The organism is Shimia abyssi (assembly GCF_003014475.1).
Taxonomy (GTDB): domain Bacteria; phylum Pseudomonadota; class Alphaproteobacteria; order Rhodobacterales; family Rhodobacteraceae; genus Shimia; species Shimia abyssi.
Genome location: NZ_PYGJ01000006.1, coordinates 1 through 20,560, shown reverse-complemented (window position 1 = coordinate 20,560; position 20,560 = coordinate 1). Strand labels below are relative to the sequence as shown.

Genomic DNA, 20,560 nt, shown 5'->3' with positions numbered 1-20,560 from the left:
CCCATATCTCCCGCCAATCACTCCGCATAACGACTGGGCTGGACAAAACTGACACAGAGTGAAATGCACAAACCATGGTTAGCTTTCTTGAACCGCCCCACGCGGAACGTCACAGCGCATTCGAAGATTTTCAAGGCATCGTCGTAGGCACGGTTCTCATGGCGCTCTGCGTTCAATTCTTGCAAGCGAGCGGCTTGATCACCGGCCAGATCGCGGGACTATCTCTAACCTTGTCCTACGCAAGCGGGATAGGCTTTGCGGCTGTGTTCTTTGTGCTAAACCTGCCGTTCTATGTCATCGCTCTGATCCGCATGGGGTACAGATTCACGCTCAAAACATTTGCAGCCGTGGGCCTTATGTCGCTATGGACCTACCTGCTGCCAAGCGTCATGCGCATTGAAACATTGCATCCGCTCGCTGGCGCAGTGCTGGCCGGGATCACCGCCGGGGCCGGATTGATCGTGCTCTTTCGCCATGGCGCCACACTTGGCGGAGTGGGCATTGTCGCGATGTGGCTTCAGGACAGCAAGGGCATCAAGGCAGGCTGGGTTCAGCTTGGCTTTGACCTTTGTGTTTTTGCCCTTGCCGCGTCGCTTTTCGACGCGGCCACTGTCGCCTATTCGCTCGCCGGGGCTGCTATAACCAATATCATGATCGCAACCAACCACCGCCGAGACCGCTATATCGCCCGCTAAGGAACTGCCATGCTGCGCACGTACATTCTCCTATTGATCGCCGTGATGTTTGAAACCGTCGGCACCACCGCGTTGCAAGCCAGCCAGCAATTCACCCGACTGGTTCCTTCGGTTATCGTAGTTATCGGCTATGCGGCCGCGTTCTACTTTATGGCCCTCACGCTCAAGGTGCTGCCAGTTGGTATCACTTATGCCATATGGTCCGGCCTTGGCATCGTCCTGATTGCGATCATTGGCTATGTCGTGTTTGGTCAGCGCCTTGATCTTCCGGCAATGCTTGGCATGGGGATGATCCTTGCTGGTATTCTTGTGATACACTTGTTTTCCAACACAGCCGCGCACTGAACCAAATAAGGGGCTGGCCTTTTCTGCGTGCGCATTATAGGGCGGGCGCGAACACAAAAAGGCATATCCCAATGGATCTTCGTAATATTGCGATCATTGCGCACGTTGACCACGGCAAGACCACTCTTGTGGACGAGCTGCTGAAACAGTCCGGCGCATTCCGCGAGAACCAGGAAGTGGCGGAGCGCGCCATGGACTCCAACGACCTTGAGCGCGAGCGCGGCATCACCATCTTTGCCAAGCCCACCTCGGTCGAGTGGAAAGGCACCCGCATCAACATCGTTGACACCCCTGGCCACGCTGATTTCGGCGGCGAGGTTGAGCGTATCCTGTCGATGGTGGATGGCGTTGTCTTGCTGGTGGACGCTGCCGAAGGCCCAATGCCGCAAACCAAATTTGTGACCTCCAAGGCCCTCGCCCTTGGCCTGCGTCCCATCGTGGTTCTGAACAAAGTTGATAAACCCGATGCCGAACCTGATCGCGCGCTGGACGAATGCTTTGACCTGTTTGCCTCGCTGGACGCTGACGACGATCAGCTCGACTTCCCGCACATGTATGCCTCTGGCCGCAACGGCTGGGCAGATTCCGAGCTTGACGGCCCGCGCAAGGATCTGCACGCGCTCTTTAACCTGATCGTCAACCACGTGCCCGCGCCCAAGCAGATTGCCCAGCAAGACAATGATTTCCGCATGCTGGCGACCACGCTGGGCTCTGACCCGTTTGTTGGCCGCCTGCTTACAGGCCGCGTTGAATCCGGTCGCCTCAAGGTGGGCGCAACGGTTCAGGCGATCTCGCGCATTGGCCAGAAAATCGAACAGTTCCGTATCACCCGTATTCAGGCATTCCGTGGTTTGGCGCAGCAAGACATCGAAGAAGCCGCCGCAGGCGACATCGTGTCCATTGCAGGTATGTCAAAGGCCACCGTGGCCGATACGATCTGTGCCCTCGCTGTTGACGAACCGCTCGAAGCACAGCCCATCGATCCCCCCACCATCACCGTGACATTCGGCATCAACGACAGCCCTCTTGCGGGCCGCGACGGCAAAAAGGTTCAGTCGCGCGTCATCCGTGACCGGCTGATGAAGGAAGCTGAATCCAACGTAGCCATCAAGATCGCAGACACCCCCGGCGGTGAAGCGTTCGAAGTGTCAGGTCGCGGCGAACTCCAGATGGGTGTTCTGATCGAAAACATGCGTCGCGAAGGGTTCGAGCTGTCGATCTCTCGCCCGCAGGTGATCATGCGCGAAGAAGACGGCCAGCGCATGGAGCCCGTCGAAGAAGTCACCATCGACGTGGATGACGAATATTCCGGTGCCGTGATCGAAAAAATCACCGGTGCACGCAAAGGCGAATTGGCCGAAATGCGCCCCGCCGGTGCTGGCAAAACGCGCATCATTGCGCACGTCCCGTCACGCGGACTGATCGGTTATCACGGCGAGTTCCTCACCGACACGCGCGGCACGGGTGTTCTGAACCGTGTCTTCCACGGCTGGACCGCCTACAAAGGCTCGATCCCCGGCCGCCGCGCCGGCGTTCTGATCTCCATGGAAAACGGCGAGGCCGTGGCCTATGCGCTCTGGAACCTCGAAGATCGTGGCCGCATGTTCCTCGGGGCTCAGGCCAAGGTATATACCGGTATGATTATCGGTGAACACAGCCGTGAAAACGACCTCGAAGTGAACCCACTCAAGGGCAAGAAACTGACCAACGTGCGCGCCAGCGGCACCGACGAAGCTGTCCGCCTGACCACGCCGATCACGCTCAGCCTTGAAGAGGCCATCGCCTATATCAACGATGACGAATTGGTCGAAGTCACGCCAAACGCGATCCGCCTGCGCAAACGTTTCCTTGACCCGCATGAACGCAAACGCATGGCGCGCGCTGCGCAATAGATCAAAAAACTCAAGAGGGTCGCCAATTTGGCGGCCCTTTTCGTATCAACGGGGTTGTTTGCTAACGTTTTCTGTTGAAAGCTCGGTCCAAAGCCAGCCAAAATAGATTTTAAACCTTATGCGATTGCCCATTTTCCACTTCATTGCCGCCCTGTGCGTCGCCCTTTGGGGCGCCGTTGCCTCTGCCGAAGGGTTTGGCGATCAGGGTTTTATGGCCATCAAATCCGACGTCAGCGAACCAATCAAGGTTGGCGTCGGCATCAAGATCGACCAAATCACCTTTGTCGATCAGCAATCGGAAAACTATGGCGCTGTTGGCAATTTTGTCATGCGTTTCACCCATCCGGACCTCGCCTTTGACGAGGCCGAACATGGTGGCAGCATTCTCAGCCTAACGGTGGACGAATATCGAAAATATTCCCGTGATCGCTCAGTAATCGTGCCGTTTTTTGTACTGCAAAACCAACAGGGCCGCCGCTTTACACAACAGGCCCAGATCATTTTGCGCGCTACCGGAGAAGTAACGTTCCTTGAACGCTTCACCGCCACGCTTCAGGCGCCATACTTTAACTTTCGGAAGTACCCATTTGATACGCAACGTTTTTTTATGGAAGTTACATCCGTATTTCCGTCAAGCCACGTGGAATTTCACCCGTTGGATAACCTTTCGGGCCTAGGTGAACTCTTGGGCGAAGAAGAGTGGATCCTCAACAACCCGCGCATGCTGTCCCATGACATCGAAGGCATGACCGGCCTGCCATCCTCCCAAGTGGTGCTCGCGTTTGAGGCGCACCGCCACATGCAGTATTACATGCTGCGGATCCTTCTTCCCCTGTTGATCATCCTCTTCGCCTCTTGGGCAACGTTCTTCCTCGAGGAATACCGCCGTCGCATCGACATGGCGAACGCCAACCTTTTGGTCTTTGTCGCCTTTAACTTTGCGATCTCTACCACCCTTCCAAAACTGGGTTACCTCACATTCCTCGACAGCCTTTTTGTGGGCATGTTCATCATCACCGGGTCTATGGTGCTGGTGAATATCGGCCTGCGACGCTTGAAAATCGTTGAAAAAGAAGCGCTTGCCCGCAAAATCGACCGATATCTGGTGATCTGGGTCTACCCGATCATGTATGCCGGATTCCTGTTCTGGGCCGTACGTTTTTTCCTGATCTGACGGATCACATGGGCGGTGCAAACCGCTCGACTTGCACCTCACGCCCACGAAACGCACAGAACGAACCGGGCGGAACGGCAACCCAATCCTCTTCGTCATGCGCCAGCGGCTCGCTCACCACGGCATAACCTCCCCTGCTCTCGCTCCACCGATAATACACGGTCGGTGCCAGATGGTCCGACGCATAGCGAATAGCATAAAGTGTTTCGCCATCCGCAAACGCCGCGCCAATGCGCACATGTGGCGCCGTACCCCATTCCCGGCTTAACCGGTAGAGGATGCCCACGGCCAATTCCATCGCCTCTTTCGGGGTCTCATCGAGTCCCTCAACCAACGCCAATAGAAACAGGATTTCGCTATCTGTCGCACCCTTGCGCTCATGATAGAGCCGATCCGGGATCAACATATCCGCCCGGCGGCGAAACGCATCAAACCCGCCGATCTGACCATTATGCATGAAAGACCACCGCCCCACCGCAAAGGGATGGCAATTATTGCGACTGGTCGCTGTCCCGGTCGAGGCGCGCACATGCGCCAGAAACAGTCCGGATTTTACCTGCGCAGTCAAAGACTTGAGGTTGGGATCCGACCACGCTGGATAGGTATCGCGATAAAGGCCCGGTTCGGGGCGTGACCCGTACCAAGCAACACCAAAGCCGTCGGCGTTGGTTGTGGTTTTGCATTCGGTCGCTTGGATACTTTGCTGGATCAGCGAATGATCTGGCCGGGTGACGACATCTTCGAGATAAACGGGGTGCCCGATATAGGCGGCCCAACGACACATTTGGCCAGACTCCTGTCTTAGGTAAAACTACTCACTGGTTTCAACTACCATCAATTCACGTTCCGACGCGCCGCGCGCATGGCTCAGCGCCTCCTGGTATTCTGGGCTGTGATAGCAGGCCACCGCCGCATCAACATCCGGAAACTTGGCAACCACATTGCGGGGGCGCTCTTTGCCTTCAAGCTGAACGAAACGCCCGCCGCGGGCGATAAACTCGCCCCCGTGTTTGGCAATCGCCGGTCCAGCCAGTTCAGCATATTTTCCATATGCATCCGCGTCAGTCACCGTCACATGTGCAATCCAGAGAGCACCCATCTCTTATCCTCCGATAACGGCTTCGGCGGCGGCAATCGCGGCCTCGGCATTGCTGGCATCCTTGGCGCCACCTTGCGCCATATCCGGGCGGCCACCGCCGCCTTTTCCGCCCAGAGCCTCTACCGCCGCGCGCACAAGGTCAACCGCCGAAATGTCTCCCTTTCGGTCCTCGGTCACACCTGCGGCCACGGCCACTTTGTCGCCCGTGTCCGCAATCAACAACACCGCGCCGCTTGCCAGCCGCGACTTGTGTTCATCAATCAGCGCAGGCAGATCCCGCCCCGAAACGCCTTGCAGTACTTGCGCAAAGAATTTGACGCCCGCGACCTCCTTGGCCTCCGTCGCGCCACCTTGACCCGCACCACCGGCCATCGCCAGCTCGCGGCGCAGCTGCGCCACTTCGTTTTGCAGCGCTTTGCGCTCATCCATCATCGCTTTCAGGCGATCCATCACGTCGTCGGGCTGTGCCTTAAGCGCGACCGCCACGTCGCTCATCCGCCGCGCCTCGCGCTCTAGATGCTCAAACGCCGCCGCGCCCGTCAACGCCTCGATCCGGCGCACACCCGCGCTGGAGGCCGAGTCACCCAGAATGACACAAACCCCGATATCGCCGGTCTGTTTCACATGCGTCCCGCCACACAGCTCCAGCGAATAGGTGTTGCCATCCATGCCCTTGCCGGTATCGGCACGGCCCATCGACACAACGCGCACTTCGTCGCCATATTTCTCGCCAAACAGCGCCTGCGCGCCAATGCCACGTGCATCATCTGGCGTCATGATCCGAGTTTCAACTGGCGCATTCTGACGAATATAGGCGTTCACATCACTGCCCACCTTTTGCAACTCTTCGGCGCTCAGCGCTTTGGCGTGGCTAAAATCGAACCGCAGACGATCCTCTGCATTCAGCGATCCACGCTGTGCCACATGATCGCCCAACGCCTCGCGCAGCGCCTCGTGCAACAGGTGCGTAGCCGAGTGATTGGCCCGGATTGCCGTTCGGCGCGCATGGTTCACCTCAAGCTCAACCGGATCACCCTTGCTCACTGTACCGCTCTCAACTGTCACCTTGTGGGCAAATACCTTGCCATCCGCAAACTTGCGCGTGTCCTCAACAATCGACACGTCATCGCGATTATCCAACCGACGCACCACGCCCGTGTCACCGACCTGACCGCCGGACTCCGCATAAAACGGCGTCTGGTTAACCACGATCCAGCCCTCAGACCCGGCTTCAATCGCATCCACCTGCTTGCCATCCACGATCAGCGCAACAACCTGGCCCTCGGCCTTTTCAGTGTCATAACCCAGGAAATCTGTCGATCCGGCCGCATCAGCGATGTCAAACCAGATCGCCACATCAGCTGCCTCGCCGGTGCCAGCCCACGCCGCGCGCGCCTTGGCCTTTTGCTCGGCCATCGCCGCGTCAAACCCGTCGGTATCTACCTCGCGGCCCTTCTCACGCAAGGCATCCTGCGTCAGATCGAGCGGGAACCCATACGTGTCATAAAGCTTGAACGCAGCCTCACCTGACAGCGGCGCATCCTCAGACAACCCATCCAACTCGTCATCCAACAGCTTCAAGCCGCGATCTAGCGTCTGCTTGAACCGGGTTTCTTCCAGCTTCAATGTTTCTTCGATCAACGCCTGCGCCTGTCCCAATTCCGGGTACGCAGCCCCCATCTGGCTGACCAGCGACGGCACCAGTTGGTGCATGACCGGGTCTTTTGCTCCCAGCAAATGCGCATGACGCATCGCGCGGCGCATGATCCGACGCAACACATATCCACGCCCATCATTCGATGGCATCACGCCGTCCGCAATCAGGAATGAGGTCGAGCGCAGATGGTCCGCAATCACGCGATGATGCACGTTTTTGTCACCAAATGGCTCACTCGATGTCACATCGGCGGATGCCTCGATCAATGACTTGAACAAGTCGGTATCATAGTTGTCATGTGACCCCTGCAACAGCGCACCAATCCGCTCCAGCCCCATGCCGGTGTCAATCGATTGCATGTCCAATGCCCGCATCGAGCCATCTTCGAACTGCTCGTTCTGCATGAAAACGATGTTCCAGATTTCGATAAACCGATCACCATCTTCTTCCGGCGAACCGGGAGGGCCACCCCAGATGTGATCGCCGTGATCATAGAAAATCTCGGTGCAAGGGCCACAAGGTCCAGTTGGGCCCATCTGCCAGAAATTGTCGCTGGTCGCGATGCGAATGATCCGCTCTTCCGGAACACCAATCTTTTTCCAGATCTCAAACGCCTCATCGTCGGTATGGTAAACCGTCACATAAAGGCGGTTCTTATCGATCCCAAATTCCTTGGTGATCAGCTCCCAGGCAAACGGGATCGCTTCTTCCTTGAAGTAATCGCCAAAGGAAAAGTTCCCAAGCATCTCAAAGAAAGTGTGGTGGCGCGCGGTATAACCGACATTGTCCAGATCGTTGTGTTTACCACCGGCGCGAACGCATTTCTGCGACGTCGTCGCACGCTGGTAGTCGCGCTGTTCAACACCTGTGAACAGGTTCTTAAATTGCACCATGCCCGAATTGGCAAACATCAGCGTCGGGTCGTTGCGCGGCACCAGCGGGCTCGAGGCAACAACCTCGTGCCCCTGCTTGGCGAAATAGTTCAAAAAAGTCGACCGGATGTCATTCAGACTGGGCATGTGCGGCACTCTCGCGGCAAGTTTTTTCAGGTTCCGCACGGGTTTAATACCCCTGCCCGCGCCTGTCCACATGTCAAAACACCGGATGCCGCCTCAGCCAGAAAAACCGTCCACTTTTCGCAAAACATCGCCCTTCCGGATCTCTCCATCCCGCTCAATGCTGCACAAAATGCCGCGCAATCGCAGTTCGGGATGCCCTGGCGCGGTGATCCAATCCTTGGCCGCCGTACCGTATCGGGCTTTCCACTTGACGCAGCCGTCATTAAAAACGTCCGACACCTTCAATATTGCGCCGCCCACTTCCAGATATTGCCCGGTTGGCAGATTGACTAAGGACATATCCATATCCGCGACAAAAGTATCGCCAGGATGAACTGTGTTATCGCGGTCCAGCCACACCAGATCCAACACGCGTCGTGGCAGGATCGACACCTGAATACCCGGATGTGGCGCGCCGTTTTCGGTGCGCAACCACGGTTGTTCTAGCCACCGCTCCCCCGGAATCCCTTGATCGCAGGTCAGGGAAATCTCGTCGACGAATTTGCGAGTATTCCGTTCTGGGCGAAGACATAGCATATCAATGGCCGCCTCATCCTTTGGGGCGGCCATCACATGGGGTAGTGCCTCGTTCAGTTCCGTTTCAGAAACCGGCAAGCCACGTCATCCTTCGACTAGCGCGTCGTCATCATCCGCATCAGGTGGCGGCATATCGAAATCAAGCCCGTGCGCTGCCCGGATCTTATCCTCAATCTCCAACGCAATGCGTTTGTTCTCGGTCAAAAACGTCTTGGCGTTTTCACGCCCCTGCCCAATCCGCTCATCACCATAGCTGAACCAAGAGCCAGATTTCGCCACCACACCGGCCTTGACCCCAAGGTCCAGCAATTCGCCGGTTTTTGAGATGCCCTCGCCATACATGATGTCAAATTCCACCTGCTTAAAGGGCGGCGCCACCTTATTCTTTACAACTTTTACACGGGTCGCGTTGCCCACAATTTCGTCACGATCCTTGACCGCGCCAATGCGGCGGATATCCAACCGGACTGAGCTGTAGAATTTCAACGCGTTACCACCGGTTGTCGTCTCCGGGCTGCCAAACATCACGCCAATCTTCATCCTGATCTGGTTGATAAAGATAACCATACAGTTGCTGCGCGCGATTGAACCGGTCAGTTTACGCATCGCCTGGCTCATCAGGCGGGCCTGCACACCAACGCTGCTGTCACCCATGTCGCCTTCAAGTTCGGATTTTGGCGTCAGCGCTGCAACCGAATCGACAACCACCATGTTAACCGCACCGGACCGCACCAGCGTATCGGTAATCTCCAGCGCCTGCTCGCCAGTATCGGGCTGCGAAATCAGCAACTCATCCAAATCCACGCCCAGTTTCTTGGCATACTGAGGGTCCAGTGCGTGTTCCGCGTCAACAAACGCACATACGCCGCCCTTTTTCTGCTCTTCCGCAATGCAGTGCAGCGTCAGAGTTGTCTTGCCAGAGCTTTCGGGGCCGTAAATCTCAATAATCCGACCTTTTGGCAATCCGCCAATCCCCAACGCAATATCCAGGCTCAACGACCCGGTCGACGTCGACTCTATCTCTTGCGCCGGATTGTCTGCGCCAAGTTTCATAATTGACCCCTTGCCGAACTGCCGTTCGATCTGGGCCAGAGCGCTGTCGAGCGCCTTTTGTTTATCGGGTGTAGATTTGCTGCTCATCGTCAAAAGATCTGCCGTTGCCATTTCGCTTGCTTCCTTATTCCACACCCACGTCGGGGCGGCAATCACTGCCTGTGTTCACCTCTTGTTCTAAAACTATATGAGATCAAAAGGAGAACATTTCAACAAGAATTTTACGAAACTACTTTTTCACCTGAAGGTTAAGGACTAGTTTACAAATTCAATACACCCTGCCCTGGGCCTTGCAAGGAGTTGAAGATGCTGGTTTTTTGGAATGCGCGACTTGTCTTTCTCTCCGTTCCCAAGACCGGAACCACCGCCATAGAAGGGGCATTTGCGCCACATGCGGACATGGTCATTTCACATCCACCAGAGCTGAAACACGCGCCACTCTATCGGTATAATCGCTTTTTTCGCCCAATGTTTGAACGCGCCTGCAAAGTCGAAGACATGGAAACACTTGCGGTCATGCGCGAACCAATCAGTTGGCTGGCGAGCTGGTATCGATATCGACAACGAAATTTTATGCAAGGTCATCCCAACTCCACTCACAATGTGAGTTTTGATGAGTTTGTGAATGCCTACATGCGCGGCGACAAACCTGCATTTGCCAATGTCGGCAGCCAAGCAAAATTTCTGGAACCGCGCCCAAACGGAACTCGGATTAACCATCTTTTTCGCTACGAAGATCAATCTCGTTTGCTCAACTTTCTGCAAGATCGGATCAAACAAAAAGTCAGCCTGGAACGTCGCAATGCTTCTCCGCGAACGCAACTAGACCTTTCGCCTGAAACGCTGAAAAAATACCAGCGCAAATTCAGCGCAGAATTCGACCTTTACAACAGTATTTCTTGATAAGATCCTGCTCGAAAACCTATCGCGCTGCCAGATTGATTTGAACAGCGTCAGTCAAATCAGACAGCGAAAACGGTTTGGGTAGAAAACTGGAGTGCTAAATTCGCGCCTGATCGTCTGCGAAACTGTCCTTGGCATAGCCGGATACAAAGATCACCGGGATTGTTGGATATGTTTCGCGCGCGACGCGAACCCAACTTGGTCCATCCAGATTCGGCATAATCACGTCAGTCAAAAATAGGTCGATATGAGGCGCATCCTCGCCAGCCAGGATCTCCAGCGCTTCCTCTCCCGAGGCCGCTTCGAGCACGGTTAATCCCTTGAGCCGCAACGCGCGCGATGCGAATGACCTGACCGGCGCTTCATCTTCAACCAACAGAATTACGCCATCCTGATCATCAACCGCGGGCACCTTCGGGTGTTCTACTACAGAATCGTCGGTCACGAGAATGGTCTGCTCATGCACAGGAAACATCAATGTGAAAACAGTGCCCACACCCAGAGTGCTGTCCACAAAAATATATCCACCAGTTTGCTTAACGATCCCATATGCCGTCGATAGACCCAAGCCGGTTCCTTCGCCTGTACGCTTGGTCGTAAAAAACGGCTCAAACACTTTTTGTAGTTTGTCGGATGGAATGCCGATGCCGTCATCAGAAACTCGAACCGATACATAACGCCCGGTCGCGACAACAACACGATCTCGCTCCAGCGGCTCGGTCAGTTCTATATCTTCAGTCTGGATGCGAATCTCTCCGCCATCGGGCATGGCATCACGCGCATTGACCACCAGATTCATCAGCACCTGCTCTAACTGCCGCTTGTCCGCACGAATCGAAGGAAGAACCGGATCATTGTTCAGCACCAGTGACACTCTCTCGCCCACCAGCCGGTTCAACAAGTGTGTCAGGTCTGCTAGAGTATTACGCAAATCGAGCACTTCCGGGCGCAAGTTCTGCTTACGCGAGAAGGCCAGTAACTGCCCAACCAATGCCGCGGCGCGGTTGGCATTTTGGTTGATCTGTACCAAGTCACCGAAATCAGGATCGCCCTGATCATGCCGCAAAAGTAACAAGTCACAATGCCCCGAAATGGCCGTAAGCAGATTGTTAAAGTCATGCGCCACACCGCCCGCAAGTTGGCCAATCGCCTGCATTTTCTGGCTTTGGACAAACTGCGCCTCAAGAGTTTTTAACTCCGTTGCATCGCTCAGCACGGCAATCAAAGACGGCGCGCCCCCTTCGACAACCCGGTTCAGGCTCACTTGAACATAAACTTCCTTGTCTTCGCGTTTTAGGCGCAAAAATTCGGTCTGATTCACGCCCAAACCCGTGGCCGCTTCGCTCATCCAGTCCCGGATCGACCGGCCCAACCCTTCCATCAAATCGCTCACCACGACGTTCGAAACGTCTTTGCAATTCAACAATATACGCGCCGCATTGTTGGCCAATTCAACGCTGCCATCCACTCGTATTTTCAGTAATGCAACTGGCAGCTCATCAAACTGCACAGCCCCGTCGCGTACTGTCGGCACTTCAGTTTGCAGGAGGTAAATCTCGCGCATGCCAGAGTCGGTTTCGTATTCGGCAACCAAGCATTGGCATTCACCTTCGCGTGCCGTCACGGTAACTGCATCGCCTGCATTTGTTCCCGGCACCGCAATCACATCGCTCAAGTGGGTCCGACTTTCACCTAATAGACCCCGCGCAGCGCTGTTCATGAATAGAATTTGACCGTCTTCCTGCGCTGTCATCATTGGAATACGCGTTTTCTCACCTGGTTGCTCAGATGCTTGGGCCAATATCTGAGTCTCAAACTCCCAAAGCAGGTATCGCCCCCCAACACGGGACACAGTCAAATTCAAATTTCCAGCCAACAGCGGAATATCCCGCCTTATCCGAGGTTGTGTCCGCAAATCAGACGAAACTTCGGACACAAGTTCTTCAGCACTTGCATAAGTATAACCCAGCGCCAGCGACAAAGATTGCTCAGCGACCGCGCTTGGAAAACTGTCCTGCGCGCCTTTACTGAAGTGAACCAACGTCCCGTCGCGCCGTGTTAGGAATAGCGTTTGATCTCGATCTTCCAGAAATGGAATCAATACCTTACGCGCGCTTGCGGATGTAAACAGTGCAGGCAGATACCGCACACCCAGAGCCGCTCCAACCCATCCCGCCGTAGCAAGCAATACCAAGAACAAAAAGCCCAGATTTCCAGAGTGCGAAACAACGTAAACCGACAAACCAGAAACCACAAACAATCCGACCAGGGTTGCCCAATGGCGCGCGCCGCTGCGCCCACGGCTCAAGGGCAGTGATGCAGTTTCAAGCTCAGAATCCAAAGACGACACGTGTGGTTCCCCTGAACAGGCCGATACAGCCAAAGTACATGGAAACTATTAATACAGTCTTAAATGAACTTCTCCAATAGGTTGAATATCACAATCGACTTTCACGCCACCTCAAGGACGGCAAAACAAAACCCATCGGTTTCCTGACCCAAGGGGATTTGCTCTGTCGACACCAATTTCACACCTGAACTTACATCCATAAATTTTTGAATTTGAAGGATATTTTCGTCATCAAGAAGTGAGCATGTCGCATAAACCAACACCCCCCCCGGTGCCACCAACTGCGCCGCATCAAACAGAATACCAGCCTGCACCTGAGTCAGCTCATCAAGATCAGCTTTGGTGAACCGCCACTTTGCGTCTGGCGTTCTCCGCCATGTGCCACTGCCCGAACAAGGCACGTCACAAAACACCAGATCATAGGGCGCATGTTGCGCCGGATCGGTAATCACCTGAATATCAGCACCGGCGCGCTCGGCGCGATTGGGCAGATCCCGCAGCCGCGCTTCAATCGCGTCACACGCAAAATATTGCGCTGTCGCCCGGCCGGCCATGCCAAGCACCTTGCCGCCGCCACCTGCGCAATAGTCCAGCACTTTCATATCACTACGCAGTGGTATTGCCTCAATTGCCATTTGGCTTGAGACATCCTGCAATTCCACCAATCCAGTCTGGTAAGTCTTGGACTGCGCAACTTTGCGCGCGCCGGTGGTGGCAATCAATGCGGTACTGGCTTGTGTAGGCGAATAGGTTTCAATCCCGTCCTCAAGCAATGCACGACGTGCGCTGTCACGATCGGTTTTTTGAAGATTAACCCGCAAGGCAACCGGAGCTCGCGCGCTCATTGCCGCAATGCCGGTTTCAAAATCGCCGCCCATACTATCGCGAAGCCGTGGCACCAGCCACTCCGGGATATCCAAGGGCACGTCCCCCGACGGGACAATCTGTTCAGCGACACTCAAAGCGGCTGGTCCGTATCCCTGACCAGAAAACAGTGCGTCCAAATCCGCGCCATCCTGACGCAGTATGCCCAACATAATGCCGCGCCCGCTCAGATCGCCCCCCAGAAACGAGGCTGAATTGCGCCGCCTCAGGCCGTCATACACGTGATCTCGTACTGCCGCGCGATCCTTGGAACCGGCAAACCGACTGCGCCGTGCCCATCCCGTCAAAGCCTTTTCGGCAGGGGTGCCTGACAAAATCTCATCCAGCACTTCAATTGCGGTTTGCACACGTGCAGCAGGTGTCATCAGCCGATCCGATAATTTGGGCTTTCCCGCGTGATCTGCACGTCATGCACATGGCTTTCCTTAAGCCCGGCACCGGTGATTTTCACAAAGGAACAATTTCGGCGCATTTCTTCGACCGTGGCACAACCGGTATAGCCCATCGCCGCGCGCAAACCGCCGACCAATTGGTGCACAACCGTGCCCGCAGGACCCTTGTAAGGCACCTGCCCTTCGATCCCCTCGGGAACCAGCTTGTCGCTTGCCGCGTCCTTTTGGAAATATCGATCCGCCGAGCCGCGCGCCATGGCGCCAAGGCTTCCCATGCCACGGTAGCTTTTAAAGCTACGGCCTTGATATAGAATGACTTCTCCGGGGCTCTCATCGGTGCCTGCGATCATCGATCCAACCATGGCACAGCTGGCACCTGCCGCAATTGCCTTGGCAAAATCGCCCGAGAACTTAATGCCGCCATCGGCAATCACCGGCACGTCACCTGCGGCCCGCGCACAATCGTCAATCGCAGTCAACTGAGGCACGCCCACGCCAGCCACCATACGTGTCGTACAGATCGAGCCGGGCCCGATTCCCACTTTGACCGCATCCGCGCCAGCATCAATCAGGGCTTTGGTAGCATCCCCGGTGGCCACATTACCGGCAATCACTTGTACTTCGTTCGACAGTTGCTTGGCGCGTTTTACCGCGTCGATCACACCGGCGGAATGCCCATGCGCCGTATCAACCACAAGGATATCCACACCTGCATCCACCAAAGCGCCTGAGCGTTCGTAGCCGCTATCCCCTACGGACGTCGCCGCCGCGACCCGCAAACGACCCAATTCATCTTTGCACGCCGTTGGGTTCAAAACGGCCTGTTCTGTATCTTTGAGCGTCAGCAGCCCAGTCAGCTTGCCCTTACCATCATGCACCAACAGTTTTTCGATCCGGCGCGCGCGCATCAGGCTTTTGGCCTCTTCTAGATCAGCAGGCTCTGCCAGCATCGCCAGATCATTGGTGGTCATCATTGCGTGCACGGGCGTGTCATCGCTTTGAGCAAACCGCATGTCACGATTGGTCACAATTCCCACCACATGGCCGCGCTCATCCACCACTGGAAAACCAGTGAACCGATAGCGCTCGATCAGCGCCTTTGCATCGGCCAGTGTCTGATTATGGGTCAACGTGACCGGGTTATAAACAATCCCGCTCTCAAAGCGTTTGACTCGGCGCACTTCACGGGCCTGATTTTCGACATCAAGGTTCTTGTGAATAACCCCTATACCCCCGGCCTGCGCCATGGCAATCGCCATACGGCTTTCGGTCACGGTGTCCATGGCCGAGCTCAACAGAGGTATATTGAGCGCAATTGACTTGGTCACAAACGTGCGCGTGTCCGCCGTCGAGGGCAACACAGCCGACGCAGCCGGAACCAGCAGAACATCATCGAAAGTAAGAGCCTCACGAATCTCCATCACACATCTCCTTGGGGAACCTCGTTTGGCACGTCCCTATTGCACGACAGCGACGTTCGCGAAACCCCTAATCGGTATGCGCCCGTCGAACTTGCGCCGCGATCTCGTAAGTCGGACAAATTTGTCCGACCTACCCGGCCACAAACGCGCGCCATGCCGCCTCTGGGACAGTTCATGCCGCTCCTTGCATCTCGTTGCGCCACACGCCAGTTATGGTGCCAGCACGCGAACAGTTTTGAGGCAGCCATGAGCAGCGACCCCCTAGTGATCTTCACCCCCTCCGGCAAGCGCGGCAATTTCCCCGTTGGTACGCCCATCCTGACGGCTGCGCGCCAGCTTGGTGTTGACCTCGACTCGGTCTGCGGCGGGCGCGGCATCTGCTCGAAATGCCAGATCACCCCGTCTTACGGCGAATTCCCCAAACACGGCGTGACCGTGGCCGAGAACGCGCTCTCAGACTGGAACAAGGTCGAAGAGCGCTACGACCAGAAACGCGGCCTGGCCAAAGGCCGCCGTCTGGGCTGTCAGGCCACCGTTCAGGGCGACATCGTCATTGATGTCCCGCCCGAAAGCCAAGTCCACAAACAGGTCGTGCGTAAACGGGCCGAAGTGCGCGAGATCACGCTCAATTCAACAATGTCCCTGTCCTATGTCGAGGTTGAACAGCCCGACATGCACAAACCCTCCGGCGATCTAGAACGGCTCATGACCGCGCTCAAAGCCGCGACGGGACATGACTATATCGAGATCGACACGCATCTGCTGCGCCCCTTGCAGCCGATCCTGCGCAAAGGCGACTGGACTGTCACAGCTGCCATCCATCAGGGCCGCGACGGGCGCGCACCGCGCATTACCGCCCTCTGGCCCGGCTATTTCGAAGGCCCCCTATTTGGTCTTGCAGTTGATCTCGGCTCTACCACCATCGCCGGACACCTCTGCAATCTTTCCACCGGCGAGGTTGTCGCCTCGTCCGGCCTGATGAACCCGCAGATCCGCTTTGGCGAAGACCTGATGAGCCGCGTTTCTTATGCGATGATGAACAAAGGCGGCGATCTGGAAATGACCGCCGCCGTGCGCGAGGGGCTGAATCAACTGGTCAAGGACATCTCAACTGAGGCAGGCGTGGAACCGGCCCAGATCCTCGATGCAGTCTTTGTGATGAACCCGGTCATGCACCACCTCTTTATGGGCATTGATCCGTTCGAGCTGGGTCAGGCACCCTTTGCGCTGGCTACCTCCGATGCGCTCGATCTGATGGCCAGCGAGATCGGCCTCGACATCGCGCCCGGCACGCGCGCTTATCTTTTGCCCTGCATCGCAGGTCACGTTGGCGCGGACGCAGCGGGCGTGGCCCTCTCCGAAGCACCGGACAAGTCTAATGACCTCGCTCTGATCGTCGACGTTGGCACCAACGCCGAAATCCTGCTGGGCGACACCAATGGCGTGCTCGCCTGTTCTTCGCCCACCGGCCCCGCTTTTGAGGGCGCGCAAATCAGCGCCGGACAGCGCGCCGCGCCCGGTGCCATCGAGCGTGTCGAGATTGATCCCATCACCAAAGAGCCACGCTTCCGCGTCATCGGCAGCGAACTGTGGTCCGACGACGAGGGATTTGAAGCCGCTATCGCCACCACCGGCGTCACCGGTATCTGTGGTTCTGGCATTATCGAAATCATCGCTGAAATGCGTATGGCGGGGCTTGTTGACACGTCTGGTCTCATCGGGTCAGCCGAGCAAACCGGCACATCCCGCTGTTTTCTGGAGGGGCGCACCAATTCCTATCGCGTCTGGGATGGCGATGCTGACCAAGGCCCCATTACCGTCACCAATGGCGACATCCGCGCGATCCAGATGGCCAAGGCCGCGCTTTATTCTGGCGCACGCCTGTTGATGGACAAGCGCGGCGTGGATCAGGTGGATCGCGTGGTGCTGGCCGGTGCGTTTGGCGCGCATATCTCGGCCAAACACGCCATGGTGCTGGGCATGATCCCGGACTGCCCACTGGACAAGGTCACATCCGCCGGCAACGCCGCAGGCACCGGCGCGCGTATCGCCCTGCTCAATCGCGAGTCCCGCAGCCAGATCGAAACCCTCGTGCGCCAGATCGAGAAAATCGAAACAGCCGTCGAACCCAGCTTTCAAGAACACTTCGTCAACGCCTCGGCCCTGCCAAATTCATCCGATCCGTTCCCGATCCTACGCTCGGTGGTCGACCTGCCCGAACCCAGCTTCAACACAGGTGGCGGAGACGCCTCAGGTGGAGGCCGCCGCCGCCGCCGTCGCAGCGCCTAAACGAATCAAATACTCACGGGGATCAAACCTCGTGAGTCCGCTTCACATTCAGCCGTTGACCCAACTTCTCTGCGCGGCGCAGGTACGGTGATACCGCAACACAAGGCACCGGTATCATTGCCAGAAACGTTCTGAGCACTCCAACCACTGTTACCGTTCTCAATTTGCGAGCGCACCGCGCCCGACTAACGTCAAGCGCGCTGAACACATGATCGCTATCGGCCAACTGGCCAGAAAACCTCCCGCGCATGACGTACGCGGCGCTGTCACTGCGCCGCAATAAACCCGCTATACGATAGCCTGCATTCGGCAATTACCCGCAAACCGGGAAAATGTGATATACTCCCTGCATTCATTTCAAGGAGAATACAATTATGGCTGTTCGAATTTGCATGACGAGTGGACGATGCTTCACCTGCAACACAGGCACATTTGACGATGTGAGCTCAGCGGTGTCTGGATCCGGAAAATGGTACTGTTGCCCTGCCGTGGTGACAGATTATTCGTTCTGTGTCCGCGTCAGCGACATCTCTTCTTTCGAAGTTGTTCCCAAACGCCCGGACCCAGAACCAGGCAAACCAAATGATCCAAATATCAGCTACGGCGGAAGCGATAACGTCGTCGCCCATCGCTAGAAAACAACACCCACGGCATCGATGGCGGCACCTTTCGTGGCGCACATGTGTTGAAGGCTTGTTCGCTGGAGCGGGTAACGGGAATCGAACCCGTAACTTAAGCTTGGGAAGCTCTCAAAGAGGGATTGATATCCCTATTTTTATGGGAAATGCCTTGAGTTTCTCCATGTTTTCTCCAAAGATCCTGCCGGACGGAAATGGACAGATGTAACGTTGCGTCCGATGCAGTGAATTGGCGAGGGCCGACCATTTCGTATAGCGGCGGTCCGAGTTGGCGTTCCCGGTTTCAGTCTGAAACCAATGGTCGTCAGAGTTAAAGCTCAACTCCTTACCAGCCTTACACTGGTTGTCTTGTGGAAATGTTTTGATTGAGCCTTTACCAGCTTTGGAAGTGGAATAGACGCCCTTTTTCCCCGTCATCGTGGAGCCGTAGAACTATCTCAGAGTCCAACACGGTCGGTTCAGAACTGTCGCTTTTTGGCAAATCGAAATCCATCACAGTGATGATCGACTGGATGCCAAGTTGCGTGTAGCCGCGGATTGAATTCAAAAGGTTCTGCTTGGGTCGCGGATCCAAAAGTTCGAAAACCCCATCGTGGAAAACAAACCTTGGAAACGCTCCGTCGAGGTGCGCCCGCGCAATGGCAAGGTCAAATGCGACGCAGAGTAGTTTTTTGAAGGATGTCCCGTCTGCTTCACTGGTTGACAGTTCATTGCCATCGACGAAATCAGTTCGAAACTCCAAGTTGCCTTCGCCATTCAGGGTAACCGACAGAATGGCATCCCGACGCAGAATGTCTTTTATCTGGCCGCTGAAATACTCCCGCGTTTTGAATAGCAGGCTTGAGCGGTCTTGACCGGCTTCTCGTAGTGCCTCTTCTGCTTTTCCTTGTAGCTCGGCATAATGTGCTTTGGCCTCACGAAGCTCTCGTCGCTTATTTTGGATGTTGGACAACGTGTTGTGCTGGCGATGGAGCAAATCTACTTCCGCCGCTGTCTTAGCAACTTCGGCCGACAGGGTACGGTACTTCTCAAAAACATCTTCGCTGCGCAGATATTGGAGGTTCTCTTTTCGCTGCGCGTTAAGATGTCTCAACTCTTCGACAATGTCTGCGATCTCTTTCTTTGTGGAGGTCAGTTCCTCTCGGATATAAGAACTTCGCTCTTCCGTGATGGCTCGATTGAACGCGATCAACTGATCGAAGTCGACTTTGACCTGTTCCGGAAAACTGACGCCAGCTTCCTCAAATAGAGTTTCTGCCTTTTGTGGATCAAAGCTAATGCTATCCACTTTCAAACCGCGTTCCAGTTCTGAAACTGTATGTGAAAGCGTGTATCGCGTTTGATTCAACTCTGCGATACGGGCATCAATTCGATCGACGATTGCCGATGTTTTGTCGGCGTCGAAACCCTCAAAATCAAAACTGTTAAGTTCGTCTTGCATACGCCGAACTTCCAACTCGCGGAGTTGGATCAGAGCGCCGATCTTTTCAGGATCTTCTTCGCTGTCTTGAGCGTCTCTTTCGGCAGCCGCTAGAAGGGCTGCTTTCATTTCGATATCAGCCTTTAACTCATATCGTTCGGTGAAAATCGCATCGTCCAGTCCAAGTATGCGCGCGAGTATTGGTTTCCAGTCTTTGTCTCCACCGGCGTGCCGTTGGAGCTTGAACACGTTGTCATAATCACCTTGCATCCGAAGGAAATAACCAATGACGTTTCGGAATTTCCAAGGATCAATATCGCGTAGGTCGAGATATCCATCCAAAAGCGACTTTGCCTTGGCGAACGGAAGCTCGTAGTGGGACCAATCATCTTCCTCAAGACTGGTCAAGTCAGGCTGAGTTTCGGACGAAATAAAGAAGCTCACCTTTGAAGGGTTTGCCGCTGCTCGACGTGTGGTCAGAAACGAGCCATCGAGCAACTCAATCTCGAGAAAGAAAACAAACTCGCCAAAAAGATCCTCCCTCTTTTTCAAGAAATGATCCCTAGGCTCTGGACCTATAAACGGGTCCCGGCGTCAACAGCTGCTTTGACTCAGACCAGACACTGGCGAAAAACACGGCTATGACCGAGTTGCGGAGAGGCTGTGTGGAAACTCGGCTGATTGCGATGCCCGTCTGTCTTTACCTGCGTTTTTGCCCGTTTTGGCGTGAGATCGGCATTTCAGCCGACAGA

Annotated in this window: 14 protein-coding genes and 1 pseudogene; 6 read left to right on the top strand and 9 right to left on the bottom strand. The window is 55.6% G+C overall.

All coding sequences use genetic code 11. The annotated features are described in order from the left end of the window. Positions 1-74 precede the first annotated feature (74 nt). The 4 genes from CLV88_RS11275 (at position 75) to CLV88_RS11260 (ending at position 4,106) form a co-directional block, all read left to right on the top strand. Entirely contained in the window at positions 75-695 is a 621-nt protein-coding gene (locus CLV88_RS11275; protein WP_106608509.1) for a YitT family protein, read from the top strand. A gap of 12 nt (positions 696-707) precedes the next feature. After that, positions 708-1,040, top strand: a complete 333-nt coding sequence (locus tag CLV88_RS11270; protein WP_423827736.1) for an SMR family transporter — start codon at positions 708-710, stop codon at positions 1,038-1,040. Positions 1,041-1,111: 71 nt separating this feature from the next. Beyond that, the gene (typA, locus tag CLV88_RS11265; RefSeq protein ID WP_106608507.1) at positions 1,112-2,932 is read left to right on the top strand and encodes a translational GTPase TypA; all 1,821 of its coding nucleotides are present in this window, start codon (positions 1,112-1,114) and stop codon (positions 2,930-2,932) included. 118 nt (positions 2,933-3,050) lie between these two features. Further along, positions 3,051-4,106, top strand: coding sequence for a ligand-gated ion channel (locus tag CLV88_RS11260; protein ID WP_106608506.1), 1,056 nt, complete (start codon positions 3,051-3,053; stop codon positions 4,104-4,106). Between the two features lie 4 nt (positions 4,107-4,110). On the opposite strand, the gene CLV88_RS11255 is transcribed toward CLV88_RS11260, so the two are convergent. The 5 genes from CLV88_RS11255 to recA all read right to left on the bottom strand — a co-directional run bounded on the left by CLV88_RS11255 (position 4,111) and on the right by recA (position 9,621). Then, the gene (locus CLV88_RS11255; RefSeq protein WP_106608505.1) at positions 4,111-4,890 is read right to left on the bottom strand and encodes a class II glutamine amidotransferase; all 780 of its coding nucleotides are present in this window, start codon (positions 4,888-4,890) and stop codon (positions 4,111-4,113) included. A 27-nt stretch (positions 4,891-4,917) separates the two neighbouring features. Then, the gene (locus CLV88_RS11250; protein WP_106608504.1) at positions 4,918-5,205 is read right to left on the bottom strand and encodes a DUF1330 domain-containing protein; all 288 of its coding nucleotides are present in this window, start codon (positions 5,203-5,205) and stop codon (positions 4,918-4,920) included. 3 nt (positions 5,206-5,208) lie between these two features. Further along, positions 5,209-7,881, bottom strand: coding sequence for an alanine--tRNA ligase (gene alaS / locus CLV88_RS11245; protein ID WP_106608503.1), 2,673 nt, complete (start codon positions 7,879-7,881; stop codon positions 5,209-5,211). A 93-nt stretch (positions 7,882-7,974) separates the two neighbouring features. After that, positions 7,975-8,535 carry a hypothetical protein gene (locus CLV88_RS11240; RefSeq protein WP_106608502.1) on the bottom strand — a complete coding sequence of 187 codons (561 nt, stop codon included), beginning with the start codon at positions 8,533-8,535 and terminating at the stop codon, positions 7,975-7,977. A gap of 6 nt (positions 8,536-8,541) precedes the next feature. Then, a complete protein-coding gene (recA, locus tag CLV88_RS11235) occupies positions 8,542-9,621 on the bottom strand; it encodes a recombinase RecA (protein ID WP_106608666.1) in 1,080 nt (359 codons plus the stop codon). Positions 9,622-10,008: 387 nt separating this feature from the next. Here recA and CLV88_RS11230 point away from each other — a divergent pair, with 387 nt between their 5' ends. Next, the gene (locus CLV88_RS11230) at positions 10,009-10,413 is read left to right on the top strand and encodes a hypothetical protein (RefSeq protein WP_341477158.1); all 405 of its coding nucleotides are present in this window, start codon (positions 10,009-10,011) and stop codon (positions 10,411-10,413) included. Between the two features lie 100 nt (positions 10,414-10,513). Here CLV88_RS11230 and CLV88_RS11225 read toward each other — a convergent pair. The 3 genes and pseudogenes from CLV88_RS11225 to guaB form a co-directional block, all read right to left on the bottom strand. After that, positions 10,514-12,667 (bottom strand): annotated as a pseudogene (locus tag CLV88_RS11225) (hybrid sensor histidine kinase/response regulator); the annotation flags it as partial. Positions 12,668-12,864: 197 nt separating this feature from the next. After that, entirely contained in the window at positions 12,865-14,013 is a 1,149-nt protein-coding gene (locus tag CLV88_RS11220) for an RsmB/NOP family class I SAM-dependent RNA methyltransferase (protein ID WP_106608500.1), read from the bottom strand. Continuing rightward, a complete protein-coding gene (gene guaB, locus CLV88_RS11215) occupies positions 14,013-15,461 on the bottom strand; it encodes an IMP dehydrogenase (RefSeq protein ID WP_106608499.1) in 1,449 nt (482 codons plus the stop codon). The genes CLV88_RS11220 and guaB overlap by 1 nt, the downstream gene beginning before the upstream one ends. Positions 15,462-15,707: 246 nt before the next feature. Here guaB and CLV88_RS11210 point away from each other — a divergent pair, with 246 nt between their 5' ends. After that, entirely contained in the window at positions 15,708-17,750 is a 2,043-nt protein-coding gene (locus tag CLV88_RS11210) for an ASKHA domain-containing protein (RefSeq protein WP_106608498.1), read from the top strand. Between the two features lie 1,011 nt (positions 17,751-18,761). Here CLV88_RS11210 and CLV88_RS11200 read toward each other — a convergent pair. Beyond that, a complete protein-coding gene (locus tag CLV88_RS11200; RefSeq protein ID WP_133169949.1) occupies positions 18,762-20,252 on the bottom strand; it encodes a DUF2326 domain-containing protein in 1,491 nt (496 codons plus the stop codon). Positions 20,253-20,560 lie beyond the last annotated feature (308 nt).